The organism is Streptomyces durbertensis (assembly GCF_014156695.1).
Classification (GTDB): Bacteria; Actinomycetota; Actinomycetes; order Streptomycetales; family Streptomycetaceae; genus Streptomyces; species Streptomyces durbertensis.
Genome location: NZ_WMLF01000004.1, coordinates 20,189 through 36,869 on the forward strand (window position 1 = coordinate 20,189; position 16,681 = coordinate 36,869).

Annotated in this window: 17 protein-coding genes and 1 pseudogene; 1 reads left to right on the forward strand and 17 read right to left on the reverse strand. The window is 73.8% G+C overall.

Going from position 1 to position 16,681, the window contains the following annotated elements; translation table 11 throughout:
* Window positions 1-16: 16 nt before the first annotated feature.
* From dprA to GL263_RS00655, 15 genes and pseudogenes are all read right to left on the reverse strand, one after another.
* On the reverse strand, window positions 17-1,210 hold the full coding sequence (gene dprA, locus GL263_RS00585; RefSeq protein WP_182853517.1) for a DNA-processing protein DprA: 1,194 nt from the start codon (window positions 1,208-1,210) through the stop codon (window positions 17-19).
* Window positions 1,207-2,817: a YifB family Mg chelatase-like AAA ATPase gene (locus GL263_RS00590; RefSeq protein ID WP_182853518.1), complete on the reverse strand. Its 1,611-nt coding sequence runs from the start codon at window positions 2,815-2,817 to the stop codon at window positions 1,207-1,209. Before GL263_RS00590 ends, dprA begins: the two co-directional genes overlap by 4 nt.
* A gap of 1 nt (window position 2,818) precedes the next feature.
* Complete coding sequence (locus GL263_RS00595; RefSeq protein WP_182853519.1) at window positions 2,819-3,193, reverse strand: YraN family protein; 375 nt, start codon at window positions 3,191-3,193, stop codon at window positions 2,819-2,821.
* Between the two features lie 229 nt (window positions 3,194-3,422).
* Entirely contained in the window at window positions 3,423-3,746 is a 324-nt protein-coding gene (locus tag GL263_RS00600) for a DUF2469 domain-containing protein (RefSeq protein WP_143647722.1), read from the reverse strand.
* A gap of 39 nt (window positions 3,747-3,785) precedes the next feature.
* Window positions 3,786-4,514, reverse strand: a complete 729-nt coding sequence (gene lepB, locus GL263_RS00605; RefSeq protein WP_323379191.1) for a signal peptidase I — start codon at window positions 4,512-4,514, stop codon at window positions 3,786-3,788.
* Window positions 4,515-4,573: 59 nt separating this feature from the next.
* Complete coding sequence (lepB, locus tag GL263_RS00610; RefSeq protein ID WP_182853533.1) at window positions 4,574-5,488, reverse strand: signal peptidase I; 915 nt, start codon at window positions 5,486-5,488, stop codon at window positions 4,574-4,576.
* Window positions 5,376-6,482 (reverse strand): signal peptidase I, encoded by a 1,107-nt coding sequence (gene lepB, locus GL263_RS00615; RefSeq protein ID WP_182853520.1) that lies wholly within the window; start codon window positions 6,480-6,482, stop codon window positions 5,376-5,378. Before lepB (GL263_RS00615) ends, lepB (GL263_RS00610) begins: the two co-directional genes overlap by 113 nt.
* Window positions 6,475-7,188: a signal peptidase I gene (gene lepB, locus GL263_RS00620; RefSeq protein WP_182853521.1), complete on the reverse strand. Its 714-nt coding sequence runs from the start codon at window positions 7,186-7,188 to the stop codon at window positions 6,475-6,477. Before lepB (GL263_RS00620) ends, lepB (GL263_RS00615) begins: the two co-directional genes overlap by 8 nt.
* A gap of 83 nt (window positions 7,189-7,271) precedes the next feature.
* On the reverse strand, window positions 7,272-7,622 hold the full coding sequence (gene rplS, locus GL263_RS00625) for a 50S ribosomal protein L19 (protein WP_182853522.1): 351 nt from the start codon (window positions 7,620-7,622) through the stop codon (window positions 7,272-7,274).
* Between the two features lie 132 nt (window positions 7,623-7,754).
* Window positions 7,755-8,564 carry a tRNA (guanosine(37)-N1)-methyltransferase TrmD gene (gene trmD, locus GL263_RS00630; RefSeq protein WP_182853523.1) on the reverse strand — a complete coding sequence of 270 codons (810 nt, stop codon included), beginning with the start codon at window positions 8,562-8,564 and terminating at the stop codon, window positions 7,755-7,757.
* Window positions 8,561-9,082: a ribosome maturation factor RimM gene (rimM, locus tag GL263_RS00635; RefSeq protein WP_182853524.1), complete on the reverse strand. Its 522-nt coding sequence runs from the start codon at window positions 9,080-9,082 to the stop codon at window positions 8,561-8,563. Before rimM ends, trmD begins: the two co-directional genes overlap by 4 nt.
* Window positions 9,083-9,293: 211 nt before the next feature.
* Window positions 9,294-9,533, reverse strand: coding sequence for an RNA-binding protein (locus tag GL263_RS00640; RefSeq protein WP_143647729.1), 240 nt, complete (start codon window positions 9,531-9,533; stop codon window positions 9,294-9,296).
* A gap of 2 nt (window positions 9,534-9,535) precedes the next feature.
* Complete coding sequence (gene rpsP / locus GL263_RS00645) at window positions 9,536-9,970, reverse strand: 30S ribosomal protein S16 (RefSeq protein WP_182853525.1); 435 nt, start codon at window positions 9,968-9,970, stop codon at window positions 9,536-9,538.
* Window positions 9,971-10,213: 243 nt separating this feature from the next.
* A complete protein-coding gene (locus GL263_RS00650) occupies window positions 10,214-10,858 on the reverse strand; it encodes a hypothetical protein (protein ID WP_182853526.1) in 645 nt (214 codons plus the stop codon).
* 185 nt (window positions 10,859-11,043) lie between these two features.
* Window positions 11,044-11,283: pseudogene (locus GL263_RS00655) on the reverse strand (proline--tRNA ligase); the annotation flags it as partial.
* A 337-nt stretch (window positions 11,284-11,620) separates the two neighbouring features.
* On the opposite strand from GL263_RS00655, the gene GL263_RS00660 reads away from it, so the two are divergent.
* The gene (locus tag GL263_RS00660) at window positions 11,621-12,418 is read left to right on the forward strand and encodes a methyltransferase domain-containing protein (RefSeq protein ID WP_182853527.1); all 798 of its coding nucleotides are present in this window, start codon (window positions 11,621-11,623) and stop codon (window positions 12,416-12,418) included.
* Window positions 12,419-12,545: 127 nt separating this feature from the next.
* Here GL263_RS00660 and ffh read toward each other — a convergent pair whose 3' ends face one another.
* Together ffh and GL263_RS00670 are read right to left on the reverse strand one after the other, a co-directional pair.
* On the reverse strand, window positions 12,546-14,102 hold the full coding sequence (gene ffh, locus GL263_RS00665) for a signal recognition particle protein (protein ID WP_182853528.1): 1,557 nt from the start codon (window positions 14,100-14,102) through the stop codon (window positions 12,546-12,548).
* 173 nt (window positions 14,103-14,275) lie between these two features.
* Window positions 14,276-16,681 (reverse strand): [protein-PII] uridylyltransferase (locus GL263_RS00670; protein WP_182853529.1); only part of this gene is annotated, 2,406 nt, incomplete at its 5' end.

The following is a 16,681-nucleotide window of genomic DNA, read 5'->3' on the forward strand; positions in this document are numbered from 1 at the left end:
GTCACCTGATGGAGTGTCAACCGGACGGGTGTCCCAGCTGCCAGTGGCCGCCGCGGCTGAGCACGAAGCCGAGCGAGCACAGTTCGAGCAGTCGCGCCCTGACATCGGGTTCCGGCAGTCCGGCCCGCTCGGACAACTGGCCGGAAGTGACCGCGGCGTGCGCCGGCAGCAGCTCCAGCACCTCCCGGGTCCGCGGATGCAGCAGATCCCGCGGCAACGCCGGGCCCTCCTCCCGGGGTGCGAGATCCCCCATCTCCCCGACGAGTTCGATCACCTCCGCCGCGTCGGTGACCAGTTCGCCCTCCTCTCTCAGCAGCCGGTGGACGCCGCCGGAGAGAGGCGAGGACACCGGCCCGGGCACGCCCATCACGTGGCGGCCGAGAGCCGCCGCCCTGCGGGCGGTCACCAGCGCGCCGCTGCGCAGCTGGGCCTCCACGACCACCGTGCCCCTGGCGAGGGCGGCGATCAGCCGGTTGCGCTGCAGGAAGCGGCTCCGGGTGGGGTGGGCGCCCGGCGGCAGCTCGGCCAGCAGGATCCCCTCCACGGCGACCCGCTCGATCAGCGCCCGGTGCGCCCGCGGGTAGGGCCGGTCGACTCCGCAGGCCAGCACCCCGACGGTCAGCCCGCCGGCGGCGAGCGCGCCTCTGTGGGCGGCGCCGTCCACCCCGTGGGCCGCGCCGGACACCACGCTCCAGCCCCGCTCGGCGAGGCCGCCCGCCAGCCGGGCCGCCGCCCAGGCCCCGTACTCCGTGCAGGCCCGGGCCCCCACGACCGCGACCGAGCGCAGCGCCGCCAGCCGCAGCGAGCACCGCCCCCTGACCCACAGCCCCAGCGGCCGGGCGTGGCCGAGGTCGTCGAGCTGTCCCGGCCACTCGCGGTCCCCCGGGCACAGGAAACGTCCGCCGAGCGCGCCCACCGCGGCCAGGTCCCGCTCGGGCTCGGCCCTCGCCAGGCGGGCGCGCAACCGCTCCCACCGCTCGGCGGGCACGCGGTCGGGAGGGGTGCCGCTGCGGAGCGCCTCTCCCAGCCCGAGCGCCCCGTGCACGTCGACGAGCGCCCCGACCAGTTCGTCTCCCGGCTCCACCGCCGTACTGAGCGCGGCCCGCGCCAGACGTTCGGCGTCCCCGGGCGGCGCGCCGCCCGCCTCCGGCGCGTCACCGGGACCCGGGGCCTGCCCTGACGTCGGCTCCCCGGTGGGGCCGGCGGTCACCGTCGGCTCCCGGCCGGGGCGCCGCGGCTGATGCCCGTGCGCAGCTCCAGCGCGGCCGCCACGTCACGCCGTTCCGGTCGCTCCCGGCCGGCGAGGTCCGCTAGGGTCCAGGCGACCCGCAGCACCCTGTCCAGGCCGCGGGCGGTGAGGAAACCGCGCTCCATGTCGTCCTCCGCGTCCGTGAGCGCGCCGGAGGACAGCGGCCAGCGGGTGCGGAGCTCGTGGCCCGGCACCTCGCTGTTCGTCCGCCACGGTGTCCCGGCCAGTCGGGCGGCCGCGCGCTCCCGCGCGACGGCGACCCTGGCGGCGACGGTCTCGGTGCTCTCCGCCGAGCCGGCGCCGGTGAGCAGCTCGGACCGGGAGACCGGCTCGACGCTCACCCTCAGGTCGACCCGGTCCAGAAGCGGACCGGACAGGCGCGCCCGGTAGCGGCGCACCGACGCGGGCCGGCACTCGCACTCCCCCGCCGTCGTACCGTGCCGGCCGCACGGGCAGGGATTCGCGGCGAGGACGAGGAGCAGCCGGGCGGGCAGCCGCAGCATGCCGTTGGCGCGGGCGACGACCACCTGCCCCGACTCCAGCGGCTGGCGGAGCGCGTCCAGCACCCGGGCGCCGCATTCCGCGGCCTCGTCGAGGAAGAGCACGCCGTGGTGGGCGAGGGAGACCGCGCCCGGCCGGGGCAGGCCGGTGCCGCCGCCGATGAGGGACGCCATGCTGGCGGAGTGGTGCGGCGCGCAGTACGGCGGCCGGGAGACCAGCGGCTGGCCGGGTGGCAGTACCCCCGCGACGGAGTGGACCGCCGTCGCCTCCAGTGACTCCTTGGATGTCAGCGGCGGCAGCAGCCCGGGCAGCCGCTCGGCAAGCATCGTTTTGCCTGCGCCCGGCGGGCCTTTGAGGAACAGGTGGTGCCGACCGGCTGCGGCGACCTCCAGGGCGCGTCTGGCGGCGTGCTGGCCGGCGACCTGCGCCAGGTCGGGCGCGTGGGAGGCGGCGGGGAGCAGCGCCGCGTGGCCGCCGCCGGGGACGGCGAGGCCGGCGAGGGCGAGGTCGGAGGCGCCCTCGGGCGCGGGCGCCGGCTCCTCGTCCGGTGGCGGCTCGTCGCTGAGCAGGGCGATGAGCTGGCGGAGCGTGCGGACGCCGAGCACCGCCACGCCGGGCACCAGCGCCGCCTCGGAGGCTGTCTGCTCGGGTACGACAACCTGGCGGTAGCCGGCGTCGGCGGCGGCGAGCACGGCCGGCAGGACGCCGCGCACCGGCCGCACCCTGCCGTCGAGGCCCAGCTCGCCGACCATCATCAGCTCGGTGAGCTGCCGCGGGTCGACGCGCTCGGCGGCGCCGAGGACGGCACACGCGACGGCGAGGTCGAAGCCCGAGCCGCCCTTGGGCACGGAGGCCGGGCTGAGTCCGACGGTCAGCTTCTTCTGCGGCCACTGGACACCCGAGTTGACCAGCGCCGCCCGTACCCGGTCGCGGCTCTCGCTGAGGGACTTGTCGGGCAGCCCGACCAGGGTGAAGCCGGCGACGCCCGGTTCGAGGTCGGCCTGGACCTCGACCAGCACCCCGTCGACGCCGACAAGCGCGACCGAGCACGTCCTGGCGAAGCCCATCTCAGCCGACCCCCCGGACGTGCTCCACGCGGGGCGCGCCGCGCGGTGGCAGGGTGACGGCCACCACGTCGAGCCGTACGCCGCCGGCCGGCAGGGAGCCGTACCGGTCGATCCAGCGCTCGCTCAGCCAGCGCGCGGCGAGTCGGCGGAGCTGCGCGGTCTTGCGCGGACCCACCGCCGCGAGCGCGGGTTCCGGGCCGCCGGCCCGGCGGGTCTTGACCTCGCAGATCACCAGCGTGTCGGTCTGCCGGGCGACGATGTCCAGCTCGCCCTCGCGGCAGCGCCAGTTGCGCTCCAGGATGGCCATCCCGGCCTGCCGCAGCCGCCGGGCGGCCAGGTCCTCCCCGTAGCGGCAGAGTCCACCTCGTGCGTTCATCGCTTCCACCTCCGGGCCCGAGAGTGGCGCAGGACCCGGAAAGAAGTGGATCTTGAACGGAATCGGTGGATAACTCGCGGGTTGTGGACAACTCGGCCACCCGATCGGGGGAACCGGGCCCCCACCACGCATGGCGGGCGCGTCAGCGGCTATCACTGGAGCAGCGCGGGTGGCAGGCTCCCGGGTCCGGCACGGAGTCAGCCGCGCACAGGGTCAGCCGCTGACGGGGTCAGCCGCTGAAGCCGCTGTCCTCGGGGAGGTTGAGGTCGCTCTTGTTGAGTTCCTCGATGTTCACGTCCTTGAAGGTCAGCACCCTGACCTGCTTGACGAAGCGGGCCGGCCGGTACATGTCCCACACCCAGGCGTCGGCCATGGAGACCTCGAAGAAGACCTCACCCTGGTCGGAGTGCACCTGCATCTCGTAGTCGTTGGTGAGGTAGAAGCGCCGTTCCGTCTCGATCACGTACTTGAACAGCCCGACGACGTCTCGGTACTCCCGGTAGAGCTTCAGCTCCATCTCGGTCTCGTACTTCTCGAGATCCTCGGCGCTCATGGCGTGTTCCCCTTCAGCCGTGCGTGCCCCCATTGTGCGTCAGGGGCCGGTGCGCCGTCCGCCGCGCCGCGCAAACGGTCCGTAGGCGGCTCCACCGAGTATCAGGACGGCGCCCGCGCCGCAGGTCCACAGGACGGCGCTCCAGGGGCCGGGGCGGGAGACGCCGCCGGGCAGCTCGCGGAAGCCGTCGGGCCGGGCCACGGCGCCGGCCCCGGCGAACGGCCACACGGTCGCGTCGACCCGGGCGCGCACGGTGTCCCGGCCGACGGAGCCCTGGTGGGCGTCGTCGAGGTGCTCGCGGGAGTCCAGGGAGCTGTCCCTCTTGTCGCCGAGGAGGAAGAGCCCGTCACGCGGGACGCGGGCGGTGAAGTCGACCGGGGAGGCCGGGCCCCGCCCGGTGACGTACGGCTCGTCGAGCGGGTGCCCGTTGACGCTCAGCCGGCCCTTGTCGTCGCAGCACTCGACCCGGTCGCCGCCGACGCCGACGACCCGCTTGAGCATCGGGAGGTCGCCCCACCCGGGGTCCTCGAAGACGACGACGTCGCCGCGGCGTACGGCTTCGCCGTCGATCCGCTGGGCGAGCACCCGCTCCCCGGCGCCGACGGTCGGCGCCATGGAGTCGGTGGGCACGGTGTACGGCTGGTAGACGTACGCGCCCCAGGCGAAGCCGCCGAGGAAGAGCACACACCCCAGAGCCACCGCCAGTGAGGAGATCGCATGCCCCACCCGCCCGCGTTCGCCCGGCGTCCGTTCCGTCCTCGTGCTCACGTGCGCTCGCTTCCCGGCACCCCCGGCGGCGGGCGCGGCCCGCCGCCGGGGGCGTCCACTCAGTCGGTCGGTCGGGCTTCGCTCAGCAGCCTGCGGCGCCGCCACAGCACGACGGGCAGGGCGCCCAGCACGCCGAGGGCGGCGGGGGCGGCGCCGGCCACCGCGCCGAAGTCCTTGCCGAACGCGTCGGGCACGGGCAGCGTGCCCCAGCGGTTCGGCGGCCAGCCGATGGCGACGGCCCGTCCGACGACGTCGTCCTCGGAGATCGTGCCGCCGCCGGGCAGCTCCTGGTGGTAGCGGGAGTCGAGGCTGTCCTGCCGGTGGTCGCCCATGACCCACAGGCGCCCCTCGGGCACCTCGACGGGCCCGAAGCCGTCACGCTCGCACGGGACGTTGCCGGGGAAGAGGTAGGAGGTCTCGTCCAGCGGCTTGCCGTTGATGGTCACGCTGGCGCCGGGCTTGCACTCGATCGTGTCCCCGCCGACCGCGATGACCCGCTTGATCAGGTCCTGCTCGTTGGCGGAGGGCATCAGGCCGATGAAGCTGAGCCCCTTCTGGAGGAAGTTCTCCTGGACGTGGGGGTTGTCGAGCCAGCCGCCCGGGTCGTTGAAGACGATCACCTCGCCCCGGTCCGGGGTGGAGCCGAACCACGGCGTCAGCTTGTCGACCAGGACGCGGTCGCCCTTCTGGAGGGTGTTCTGCATCGAGTTCGACGGAATCGAGAAGGCCTGGAGGAGGAAGGTCTTGATCACCAACGCCAGCACCAGCGCGATGCCGATCAGCAGCGGCAGCTCCTTCCAGAACGACCGCGGCTTCCTGGCCTTGGAGCGGCGTCCGCCGCTGCCGCCGGCGGCGGGCTCGTCAGCCGTAGCCCCTTGCCGGTCGTCGGCGCCTGCCGGTTGCTCGCGGTGTCGGTCGCCCGACCGTTCCTCGGGACCGTCCTCGCCCGAACCGGACCGTGCGCCGACCGCCAAGTCCCCCACATCCACTCCTCACACTGCGCTGCCGCCTGGCCGACAATCGGCGCAGGCCCACCACTCCCATAACGAGCGGGAGTTCCGCAGGGCTCGGGAGAGGTACCAGGAGATTGTCCCTCACGCCGGGGTCGGAACGCTCCAGGCCGGGCTCGGCGTCGGCAGCGGCGCCCCGGGGAGCGCGGCGGTCGGGCACGGACGCGTACGTACCGGGCTCCTCCAGACGCCGCCAGTGAGAGTACGGCCAGGCGATCACCACGGCCTTGCCGACGACAAGGTCCTCCGAGACGGTCCCCTGCCCCGGTTCGTCGAGGTGGAAACGGGAGTCCGCCGAGTTCTCCCGGTGGTCGCCCAGCACGAAGATCCGCCCCTGGGGGACCTCGACGTCGAAGGGCAGCTTGGAGGGCTGGTTGCCCGGGTGCAGGTAGGGCTCGTCCAGCGGCACGTCGTTGACGGTGATGCGGCCCTGCTCGTCGCAGCAGCGGACGGTGTCGCCGCCGACGGCGACGACCCGCTTGATCAGGTCCTGCTCGTCGTCGGAGGGCAGCAGACCGATGAAGGTCAGCAGCTGCTTGCCCTGCTTGATCACCGGCAGGTCGTCCCCCGTGGGCAGCTGCTCGCCCTCCAGCCAGCCCCCGGGGTCCTTGAAGACCACGACGTCGCCGCGCTGCGGGCGGGCGCCGAACCAGGGGGAGAGCTTGTCGACGAGCACCCGGTCGTCGATCTTGATCGTCTGCTCCATCGACCCGGAGGGGATGACAAACGCCTGTACCAGGAACGTCTTGAGGACCAGGGCGATCAGCAGCGCCACTCCGATGAGCAGCGGGATCTCCTTGGTGGCGGAGAGCCTGCGGCGGCGCCGTATGCGCTTGGCGGCGCGCCGCCGGTCCGCGCGGCCCTCGCCCGGCCCGCGCAGCGTGCCGCCGGGAGGCCCCTCGGGGGCGGGGACGGACGCGTCACGGCGGGACGCCCTGGGCTTGCCCCGCCTACCCATGCGGGCCCTCCAGACCGCCGGCGCGCCCCGGCGGCCACAGGACGGTCTCCACCCGCCCGATGACCCGCTCCACCGGCACGGTGCCGCCGCCGGGGTGGCCGAGGAAGTGCCGGGAGTCCTCGGAGCCGTCGCGGTGGTCTCCCATGACCCACAGCCGCCCCGGCCGCACGACCACGTCGAAGGGGACGGAGGAGGCTCTGCCGGGGGCTCCGGACGGCCCGGGCCGCAGATACGGCTCCTCGATCGGCTGACCGTTCACCTCGATCCTCCCCCGTGCGTCGCAGCACCTGACCCGGTCGCCGCCGGTCCCGACGACACGTTTGACGTAGTCACTACCCGCCGGTGGCACGAGTCCAACGGAGGCACCCGCCGAACGCAGTAGTCGCGGCAGCGGGTCACTCTCCCGGCCGGTCGCGCCGAAGGTGTCACCGCCGTCGAAGACGACAACGTCCCCGCGTGCGGGATCGTTGCCGAAACGGTAGGCCAGTTTGTTCACCAGGAGGCGGTCGCCCGGCCTGAGGGTGTTCTCCATCGAACCGGTGGGGACCGCGTAGGGCTGGGCCACGAGGCCGCTGAAGGTCGCGTACGCCAGGAGGAGCAACGCGGCGAGGACGCCCGTACGCACGAAGCGCGACCGCGGGTCCCGCCCCCTGTCGGGGGCCGGGTCGCGGTCGCGCTCCGGAAGCCGTGGCTGGTCGTTCTCCATCGAACACAGAGCCTAACCGGCTCGTGCACGGGTCCGACCGACCTGACCGGGTGAGCGGGTCCACCCGCTCACCCGTGCGGGGCTCACCTCTCGCGCTTCTCCTTGATCTTCGCGGCCTTGCCGCGCAGCTCGCGCAGGTAGTACAGCTTGGCGCGGCGGACGTCGCCACGGGTCACCAGCTCGATCTTCTCCACCACCGGGGTGTGGACCGGGAAGGTGCGCTCGACGCCGACGCCGAAGCTGACCTTGCGGACGGTGAAGGTCTCGCGGACGCCCGAGCCCTGGCGGCGGATGACAACGCCCTTGAACTGCTGGACACGGGAGCGGTTGCCCTCGATGACGCGGACGTGGACGTTGACGGTGTCACCCGGGCGGAAGGCCGGGATGTCGTCGCGGAGCGACGCGACGTCGACGATGTCGAGAACGTGGGACATGCTCGTCTGCTTTCCTCGCCGATGCCACAGGTCATCGACGGAAGTGTCTGGGATGGTGATCGTGGTAGCCCCGGCCTCGGCGGGCGTCGGTCCCCCTGTGGCAGGGTCGCGCGCCGGGCGTGGAGCAGCGGCTCATTCTTCCACGGTCTCCCCCGGTGGCCCAAATCGGCCGTCCGGGCCCTGGTGCCAGCCGAGCGCCGCGAGCATGGCCCGGTCGTGCTTGTCCAGCGTCTCGGGGTCGCAGGAGCGCAGCAGGTCGGGTCGGTTGGCGGCGGTCCGGGTGAGGGCCTGGTCGCGGCGCCAGCGCTCGACGCGGCCGTGGTGCCCGCTGAGCAGCACGTCGGGGACGTCCCGTCCGCGCCACAGCGGGGGCTTGGTGTAGACGGGGCCCTCCAGCAGGTTGGCCATGGCACCGTCGGCGAAGGAGTCGTCGCGGTGCGACTCGGCGTTGCCGAGCACGCCGGGCAGCAGCCGGGCGACGGCCTCGACCATCACCAGTACCGGTGCCTCGCCCCCGGCGAGCACGTAGTCGCCGATGGACACCTCCCGCACCTCGTACCGCTCGGCGTACTCCTCGACGACCCGCCGGTCGATACCCTCGTAGCGGGCGGGGGTGAAGACCAGCCAGGGCCGGGTGGACAGTTCCTCGGCCAGTCGCTGGGTGAACGGCCGTCCCGACGGGGTGGGCACGACGATGACGGGCTTGTCCTCGCCCGAGGCGGCGATCTCGTCCAGCGCCTCGCCCCACGGCTCGGGCTTCATCACCATGCCGGGCCCGCCGCCGTACGGCGTGTCGTCGACGGTGTGGTGCCGGTCGTGGGTCCAGTTCCGCAGGTCGTGCAGGCGGACGTCGAGCAGTCCGCGGGCCCTGGCCTTGCCGACGAGGGAGACGTTCAGCGGCTCCAGGTACTCGGGGAAGATGGTGACGACGTCGATCCTCACCGCGCCTCGCTCTCGTCGAGCAGGCCGGGCGGGGGCGAGATGACGGCCTTCTGCTCCTCGAGGTCGATCTCCGGGACGATCTCCTCGACGAACGGCACCAGGACCTCGCCGCCGTCCGCACGGCGCACCACCAGGAGGTCCTGGGCGGGCAGGTGGGCGATCTCCTCGATCCGTCCGACGTGGACGCCCTCGGTGGTGACGACGTCGAGGTCGACGAGCTGGTGGTCGTAGTACTCGTCCGGGTCGTCGGGGACCTCGTCCGGGTCGATCTCGGCGATGAGCAGGGTGTTGCGCAGCGCCTCGGCGGCGCCGCGGTCGCCGACCCCGGCGAAGCGCAGCAGCAGCCGGCCGCTGTGCACGCGCCCGGTCTCGATCCGCAGCGGTCCCCGTTCGGCGGGGTCGGTGGCGAGGACGGCGCCGGGCGCGAGCCGCAGTTCCGGCTCGTCCGTCCGGACCTCCACCGTGACCTCGCCCCTGATGCCGTGAGCGCGACCGATGCGCGCGACTACGAGCTGCACTTCCCTTGGGTTCCTTGTCAGCGTGGTCGGCCTTGGCGGCCGGTCGGTCGGCCTTCGCGGCCGGGTTCGGGCGGCAACGCCGGCACGGGCCGGGGAAGCCGGACCCTTGGGTCGGCCTCCCCGGCCCGTGCCGGTGGTGCTGTGTTCTCCGCGTGTCCGTGCGTGCCGCGTGTTCGCGGGGTCCGCTACCGCGCGGAGCGGCGTCGGCGCGTCAGCGGATGTCGTCCACGTCGACGAGGTCGACGCGGACTCCACGGCCACCGAGCGCTCCCACGACGGTCCGCAGGGACCGGGCGGTGCGCCCGCTGCGGCCGATGACCTTGCCGAGGTCGTCGGGGTGGACCCGGACCTCCAGCACCCGGCCGCGGCGCAGGTTGCGTGACTCGACCTGCACCTCGTCGGGATGATCGACGATGCCCTTCACCAGATGCTCAAGGGCCTCCTCGAGCATGCTCAGGCCTCGGTCGACTCAGCCGAGTTGTCCTCGGCGTCGGCGGCCTTGTCGGCCTTCTTGGCCTTGGGGGTGATGGCCTCACCCTTGGGCTCGTCGCCCGCGGCCTTGGTGGCGGCCTCGAACAGACCCTTGTGGTCGGCCTTCGGCTCGGCGACCTTCATCGGCTCCGGAGCCGGCAGGCCCTTGAACTTCTGCCAGTCGCCGGTGACCTTGAGGATGGCCAGGACGGGCTCGGTCGGCTGCGCGCCGACACCCAGCCAGTACTGCGCGCGCTCCGAGTCGACCTCGATGCGCGAGGGGTTCTGCACCGGGTGGTACAGGCCGATCTCCTCGATGGCCCGGCCGTCACGGCGGGTACGGGAGTCGGCGACGACGATGCGGTAGTGAGGCGAACGGATCTTGCCCAGACGCTTCAGCTTGATCTTGACTGCCACGGGTGTGGTGTCTCCTGGTCTTGACGTGGTTGGGCACCGGAATGCCACGTGGGGTTGTGGTACCCGAGTGCCCGATGGACGCGTCAGCCGGAGGAGAGAGGGGTCCTGGACGGCTGTCGAGTACAGCCGCCCATTGTGCCATACGGGCGGCCTTCGACCTGAACCGGACCTGAACCGGACCGGAACCGGGGCGGAACCGGGCAGGCGGCCCGCCCCCCCAGCGGCCTCAGCGCACGGCCGGTCTCACCCGACCCCGACGGCCTCCCGCTCGGGGATGCGGAACTGCTTGCCGCAGGCGCCGCACATGATCGGCGCCTGGGCGAGCACCGACGGCACGACGCGGACGTTGCGCCCGCAGTCGCAGACGGCCTTCACCCGCACGCCGCCGCCGGACGAGCCGTGCCTGGCGGCCGGGCCGCGGAAGCTGCGGGAGCTGTCCCCGCGGGTGGCCACGGTGTGGGCGCGCAGCGCGCGCCGCAGCCGCTCGGCCGTCGCCCGGTAGCGCTTGCGGCACTCGGGCGTCATCGCGACGAGCGAGAACCCGCTGCTGGGATGCGGTTCGGAGGTGTGCTGGAGGCCGAGTTCCTCGGCGACCGCGAGGAAGCGGCGGTTGTGGTAGCGGCCCGCTCTTGAGGTGTCCCGGATGCCGCGGGCGGCGGCGATGCCGTGGACTGCCTCGTGCAGCAGTCTTTCGAAGGAGAGCTCGGCGCCGCAGGCGGACGACGACTCCCCGATGAGTGATTCGGGCGCGGCCAGGTCGGGCAGCTCGGGGTGGTGGCGCTGGATGTCGCTCCACGCGGCTGCGAGTTCGGCGGCCAGGACTGGTGGTGTCGTGCTCACGTCGTGAACAACGAGCGTGCCCCCGCCGGTGTTCCGATTACCGGGCATCCCAAATATTTTGCCCGTACCAGTCGGTTCGGCGTGATGGACCCGTACGAGGGCGCGTGCGCCGAACCGGGGAGAGTCGCACATCTGCCCACATCACACGGTGTGGTCCGGGATCAGTAGGCGCGGGCGACCACGGCAGGGCCGGCCGGCTTGTCGTCGGAGGCGGGCACGGAGCCGTCCTCGGCGCGCGCCGCGTGGTCGCGGGCGTCCTCGTAGGGGGCGTGAGCCGTGCGGCCCTCCTGCCAGGGGAACTCACTCGTTCGGAGGAAGACGCGGGGCCTCGTCTCCCGGCGCACGACGTTCGCCCACTGGTTGACGGGAAGCGGCAGGTCCCGGTGGCTCCGCACCCACGTGGCGACGTACTCGTCGACGATTCGCCGGCGCCGTCCTGGTACGGGCGGGGGAAGTACTCCGCCTGCGGGGTGAGCACCGATGCCTGGGCCATGGCAAGGCATCGTAGGGCCGTCCGACGGCGGAGCGTGAACCGGGGGCTACCGTACGAAGCGCGGCCCACCTCCCGGAAAACGTCCGCGAAATGCCGGCGGGATGAGGGACACACGGGTCGCGCCCACTGGACGCGGAGCGGATTCGGCATTTTCCTGTCTTCAGGAGGCGTGCCCCCGCGGGCGCGACCACCGCGCACACCGGGGGACTGAGCCGTCCCAGGACGGCCCGCACACCGACGGCCTTCACACCGACGGCCCGAACATCGGCTTTGACGGCGGAGTCTGCGACGGACCCATCGGCGACAGGGGCGCACACATGACAACAACGCTCGCCCATCAGCAGCTGCTCAGGACCGCGAGGGACTGGGCGGAGATCCAGGAACGCATGCTCGTACCGCTGTACGAGACGGTGTACGAGCGGTTGGGCGTAGGGAAGGACACCCGGCTGCTGGGCCTGGGCTGCGGCTCGGGACTGGCCCTGCTGCTGGCCGCGGCGCGCGGCGCCCGGGTCGTCGGGGTCGACACGGACGAGGCGCGGCTGGCGCAGGCCCGGATGAGGCTGGCGCCCGAACCGCAGTGGGGCGCGAAGTCCTGGTCGGTGCAACTGCTGCCGGGAGGCCCGCAGGAGCTGCCCACGGGCCGTGCGTACACGCTGGTGACGGCGTTCGACGGGGTCGCGGACCCGGTCACGCTGGCGGCGGCGGCCGAGCGCAGCGAGGTGGGCGCCCAGGTGGTGCTCGCCGGCTGGGGCGCGGCCGAGCGGTGCGCCGCGTCGGCGGCCCTGCGGGTCGCGCAGCGGCCGACGGCGCGGCCGGACGGGTGCGGCTGGCGTCCTGGTGGCCGGGCGCAGCTGGAGGAGCTTGCGCGGCGGGCCGGTCTGGAGCCGGTGGACGCCGGCGAGGTGGACTGCCCGTTCGGCTACCCGGACGTGGAGAGCGCGGTGCGCGGACTGCTGTCGACGGGCTTCTACGGCGCGGCCCTGCAGAGCACCGACGAGCAGCAGCTGGCCAAGGAGCTGGTGGAGACCCTGCACGCGTACACCCGCCCCGACGGCACGGTGTGGCTGCCGAACCTCTTCCACTACGTGGTCGCGCGGGTGCGCCCGGCGCACTGACCCGCGCGGGCGGGCCGCCGCACGCGACACGGGCCCGGGTCGGCGCCGTCAGGAGACCGACCGCGGGCCCCGCACGTCGCTCCTCGCGCGGCCCGGCCTTCGCACCGCGGGCGGGAGCCCGCTGCTCCTACTTCGGGGGGAGCATGTCCTTGAACTCCTTGGGGAGTTCAAAGGACTCGTCGGCCTCCCCCGCGCCCGGCAGGCCGAAGGCGCCGCCGCCGGCCGCCCGGCGCTCGGCCGCCGCCTGCTCCTCCTCGCGCCGCTTCATCGGGTTGCCCGAGCGGCGCTTGCCCTTGGCCTTCTTCTGCGGCTTGCCCTTCTTCTTCCCGCCACCCATGCCGGGCATCCCGGGCATGCCCGGCATTCCGGGGATGCCGCCGCCCTGGGCCATCCGGGACATCATCTTGCGGGCCTCGAAGAAGCGCTCGACGAGGTTCTTCACCGCGCTGACGTCCACGCCGGAACCGCGGGCCACACGGGCGCGCCGGGAGCCGTTGATGATCGTCGGGTCGTGTCGCTCGGCCGGCGTCATCGACTTGATGATGGCGGCGGTGCGGTCGACGTCGCGCTCGTCGAGGTTGTTGATCTGGTCCTTCATCTGGCCCATGCCCGGCATCATGCCGAGCAGCTTGGAGAGCGAGCCCATCTTGCGGACCTGCTCCATCTGCGCCAGGAAGTCGTCGAGCGTGAACTCCTTGGGGCCCTTGGCCAGCTTGGCGGCCATCTTCTCGGCCTCTTGCTGGCTGAACGTCTGCTCGGCCTTCTCGATGAGGCTGAGGACGTCGCCCATGCCGAGGATGCGCGAGGCCATCCGGTCGGGGTGGAAGGCGTCGAAGTCGTCCAGCTTCTCGCCGTTGGAGGCGAACATGATCTGGCGACCGGTGATGTGGGCGATGGAGAGCGCCGCGCCGCCACGGGCGTCGCCGTCGAGCTTGGAGAGCACCACGCCGTCGAAGCCGACGCCGTCGCGGAACGCCTCGGCGGTGTTGACGGCGTCCTGGCCGATCATGGCGTCGACGACAAAGAGGATCTCGTCGGGGCTGACCGCGTCCCGGATGTCGGCGGCCTGCCGCATCATCTCCTCGTCGATGCCGAGGCGGCCGGCGGTGTCGACGACAACAACGTCGTACTGCTTGGACCGGGCGTACTCGACGGAGTCCTCGGCGACCCGGACCGGGTCGCCGACGCCGTTGCCGGGCTCCGGCGCGTAGACGCCGACGCCGGCCCGCTCGGCGACCACGGAGAGCTGGTTGACGGCGTTGGGGCGCTGGAGGTCGCAGGCGACGAGCAGCGGCGAGTGGCCCTTGCTCTTCAGCCACTGGCCGAGCTTGCCGGCGAGGGTCGTCTTACCGGCGCCCTGGAGACCGGCCAGCATGATCACCGTCGGCGGGCGCTTGGCGAAGCGCAGCTGGCGGGTCTCGCCGCCGAGGATGCCGACCAGCTCCTCGTTGACGATCTTGATGACCTGCTGGGCGGGGTTCAGCGCCTTGGAGACCTCGGCGCCGGCGGCACGCTCCTTCACCTGCTTGATGAAGGACCGCACGACCGGGAGCGCGACATCGGCCTCGAGCAGCGCGATGCGGATCTCGCGCGCCGTGGCGTCGATGTCCGCCTCGCTCAGGCGGCCCTTGCCCCTGAGGTTCTTGAACGTCGCTGCCAGGCGATCGGAGAGTGTGTCGAACACGGCGGTCGCGGATCCTTAAGCTTGTCGGTCATTCGGCGTGACCCCCAAGGGTATCCGCCCGCCGCCGGTACGGTCAGCCCACGGTCCTCCCGCCCGGCGCGCGAGCCCGGCGCACGGCCCCGGCGCGGGCGCGGCGCGGGCGCGGCGCGGGTGGCGGCGCGCCGGCAGGGGCCTCACGGCGCGAGGGCGCGTTCGAGGGTCCGGGCCAGGTGTTCGGCCTCCGCCGGGTCGAGTGGTTCGCCCTTCGCGTCGGTGACGTAGAACGCGTCCACGGCGTTGGCGCCGAGCGTGCTGATGTGCGCGCTGCGCACGACCGCGCCGGCCTCCTCCAGCCCCCGTCCGATGCGGTGCAGCAGCCCGGAGGCGTCCTGGGCGCGCACCTCGATGACGGTGGCCGTCCGGGACGAGCCCGGGGCGACGCTGACGGCCGGCGGGGGCGCGGCCAGGCCGCGCCGCCGTCCCCGGTAGGCCTTCTCCCGTTCGGCGAGCCGGGCGGGTATGTCCAGGGTGCCCTCCAGGGCCCGCACCAGGTCGACGCGCAGCCGGTCGGCCTGCGGCAGCGAGCCGTACTCGGCGGCCACCCGCCAGCTCAGCACGGTCACCGGTCCGCCGCCGACCGGGTCGAGGGTGCGTACCTCCGCCGACCGCACGGTCAGCCGGTGCAGTGCCAGCACACCGGCGGCCGCCGACAGAGCGCCGGGCCGCTCCGGGAGCGCGACCAGCAGTTCCACCCCGATCGACGTGATGTCCTCGGCCGGCTCGTCGGGCGTCCGGGGGCCCTCCTCCCGGGTGTGCAGGGTGAGGACGGGGCCGCCCGTCCGGTGGGCCTCCACGGCCAGTCGCTCGCTCTCGGCCGTGGGCGCCCGCTCGACGGTCGCCGCCGGCGCCGGCCCGCCGGCCAGCACCGCCGCCACCCGCCGCACGAGGTCCGCCACCAGCGAGCCGCGCCACGCCGACCAGGCGCCGGGGCCGGTGGCGAGCGCGTCGGCCTCCGTCAGCGCGTGCAGCAGTTCGAGCGTGCCGGCGTCGCCGACGGCCTCGGCGACGCCGGCGACGGTGGCCGGGTCGTCCAGGTCGCGCCGCGTCGCGGTGTCGACCAGCAGCAGGTGATGGCGCACCAGCGCGCCCATGACGTCGACGTCGGGCGGGGGAAAGCCCATCCGCGCGGCCATGTCCCGGGCGATGGTCTCCCCCACCACCGAGTGGTCGCCCGGCCACCCCTTCCCGATGTCGTGCAGCAGCGCGCCGACGAGCAGCAGGTCGGGGCGGTGCACGCGGCGGGTGAGGGCGGACGCCCGGACGGCGGTCTCCACCAGGTGGCGGTCGACGGTCCAGCGGTGCACGGCGTTGCGCTGCGGACGGCAGCGCACCCGCTCCCAGTCCGGGAGCAGCACCGTGACCAGGCCCTCGGCCTCCAGGGCCTCCCACACCGGCACCGTGGCCGCGCCGGCGCCGAGCAGCGTGACGAACTCCTCGCGGGCCTCGGCGGGCCACGGCGTCGGCAGGCCCGGGGAGACGGCGGCCAGGCGTCGTGCGGTGGTGAGGGCGAGCGGCAGACCGGACTGCGCGGCCGCGGCGGCGGCCCGCAGCACCAGCGTGGCGTCCCGTTCGGGCCGGGCGCCGAGGGCGAGCACCGCCTCCCCCTCCTGCTCGACGACGCCGTCGGCGAGCGGGGTGCGCTGGGGGCCGGTGGGGCGGCGTGCGCCGCCGAGCAGCTGGCGCAGTCGGGGGGCGGCGCGGCGCGCGCGCAGCACCCGGCCGACCTCGCGCCAGGTGACGTCGCTGGCGTAGGAGATCGTCCGGGCCGCCTCGTTCACCTGCCGCAGCAGGGCGTCGGCGTCGAGCAGGCCGAGGGCGGCGGCGACCTGGTCCTGGTCGTGGAGGGAGAGGCGGTCGGTGGCCCGCCCGGTGGTCAGCTGCAGCGCGTCGCGGGTGTCGAGCAGCCTGGCCCTGGCGTGTTCCAGCCCCTCGCGCGGCGCGTCGGCCAGCCAGGAGGCGGCGACCGCACGCAGCGCGGTGGCGTCCCGCAGTCCGCCGCGGGCCTCCTTGAGGTCGCCTTCGAGCAGGTACTGGAGTTCGCCGTGCCGGCGGGCCCGTTCCCGGCACATCTCCTCCAGCTCCGGCAGCCGGGTGGCGGCCTGGCCGCGCCACTGGCCGAAGAGTTCGGTGCGCAGCCGGGCGGTGAGGCCGGCGTCACCGGCGACGTGCCGGGCGTCCAGCAGCCCGAGCTGCACCTTCAGGTCCTCGGCGGCGGTGCGCCTGGCCTCCTCCGGGGTGCGTACCGAGTGGTCGAGCGACAGGCCCTGGTCCCACACCGGGTACCAGAGCCGGTCCGCCAGCGCGGCCAGTTCGTCGCCGGGCAGCCGGCCGTCGTGCAGGAGGAGCAGGTCGAGGTCGCTGCGGGGGGACAGCTCCCGCCGGCCGTAGCCGCCGACGGCGACGAGGGCGACGCCCGGGCGGGGCGGGCCGAGCAGCCCGGCGAGCCAGACGTCGGTGAGGTCGGCGAGTTCCGTGCGGCGCGGGGCTCCCCCGGCGGGGGACCCCAGCAGCCTTACCCGGTCGGCCGCGTAGCCGGGGCG

Coding starts and splice junctions, on each gene's coding strand:
- GL263_RS00595 (WP_182853519.1), bottom strand. CDS start 3,193: ATGAACGCACGAGGTGGACTCTGCCGCTACGGGGAGGACCTGGCCGCC.
- lepB (WP_182853520.1), bottom strand. CDS start 6,482: ATGGGTAGGCGGGGCAAGCCCAGGGCGTCCCGCCGTGACGCGTCCGTC.
- GL263_RS00660 (WP_182853527.1), top strand. CDS start 11,621: ATGACAACAACGCTCGCCCATCAGCAGCTGCTCAGGACCGCGAGGGAC.
- rplS (WP_182853522.1), bottom strand. CDS start 7,622: ATGTCCCACGTTCTCGACATCGTCGACGTCGCGTCGCTCCGCGACGAC.
- GL263_RS00600 (WP_143647722.1), bottom strand. CDS start 3,746: ATGAGCGCCGAGGATCTCGAGAAGTACGAGACCGAGATGGAGCTGAAG.
- GL263_RS00650 (WP_182853526.1), bottom strand. CDS start 10,858: ATGCCCGGTAATCGGAACACCGGCGGGGGCACGCTCGTTGTTCACGAC.
- lepB (WP_182853521.1), bottom strand. CDS start 7,188: ATGGAGAACGACCAGCCACGGCTTCCGGAGCGCGACCGCGACCCGGCC.
- GL263_RS00590 (WP_182853518.1), bottom strand. CDS start 2,817: ATGGGCTTCGCCAGGACGTGCTCGGTCGCGCTTGTCGGCGTCGACGGG.
- GL263_RS00640 (WP_143647729.1), bottom strand. CDS start 9,533: ATGCTCGAGGAGGCCCTTGAGCATCTGGTGAAGGGCATCGTCGATCAT.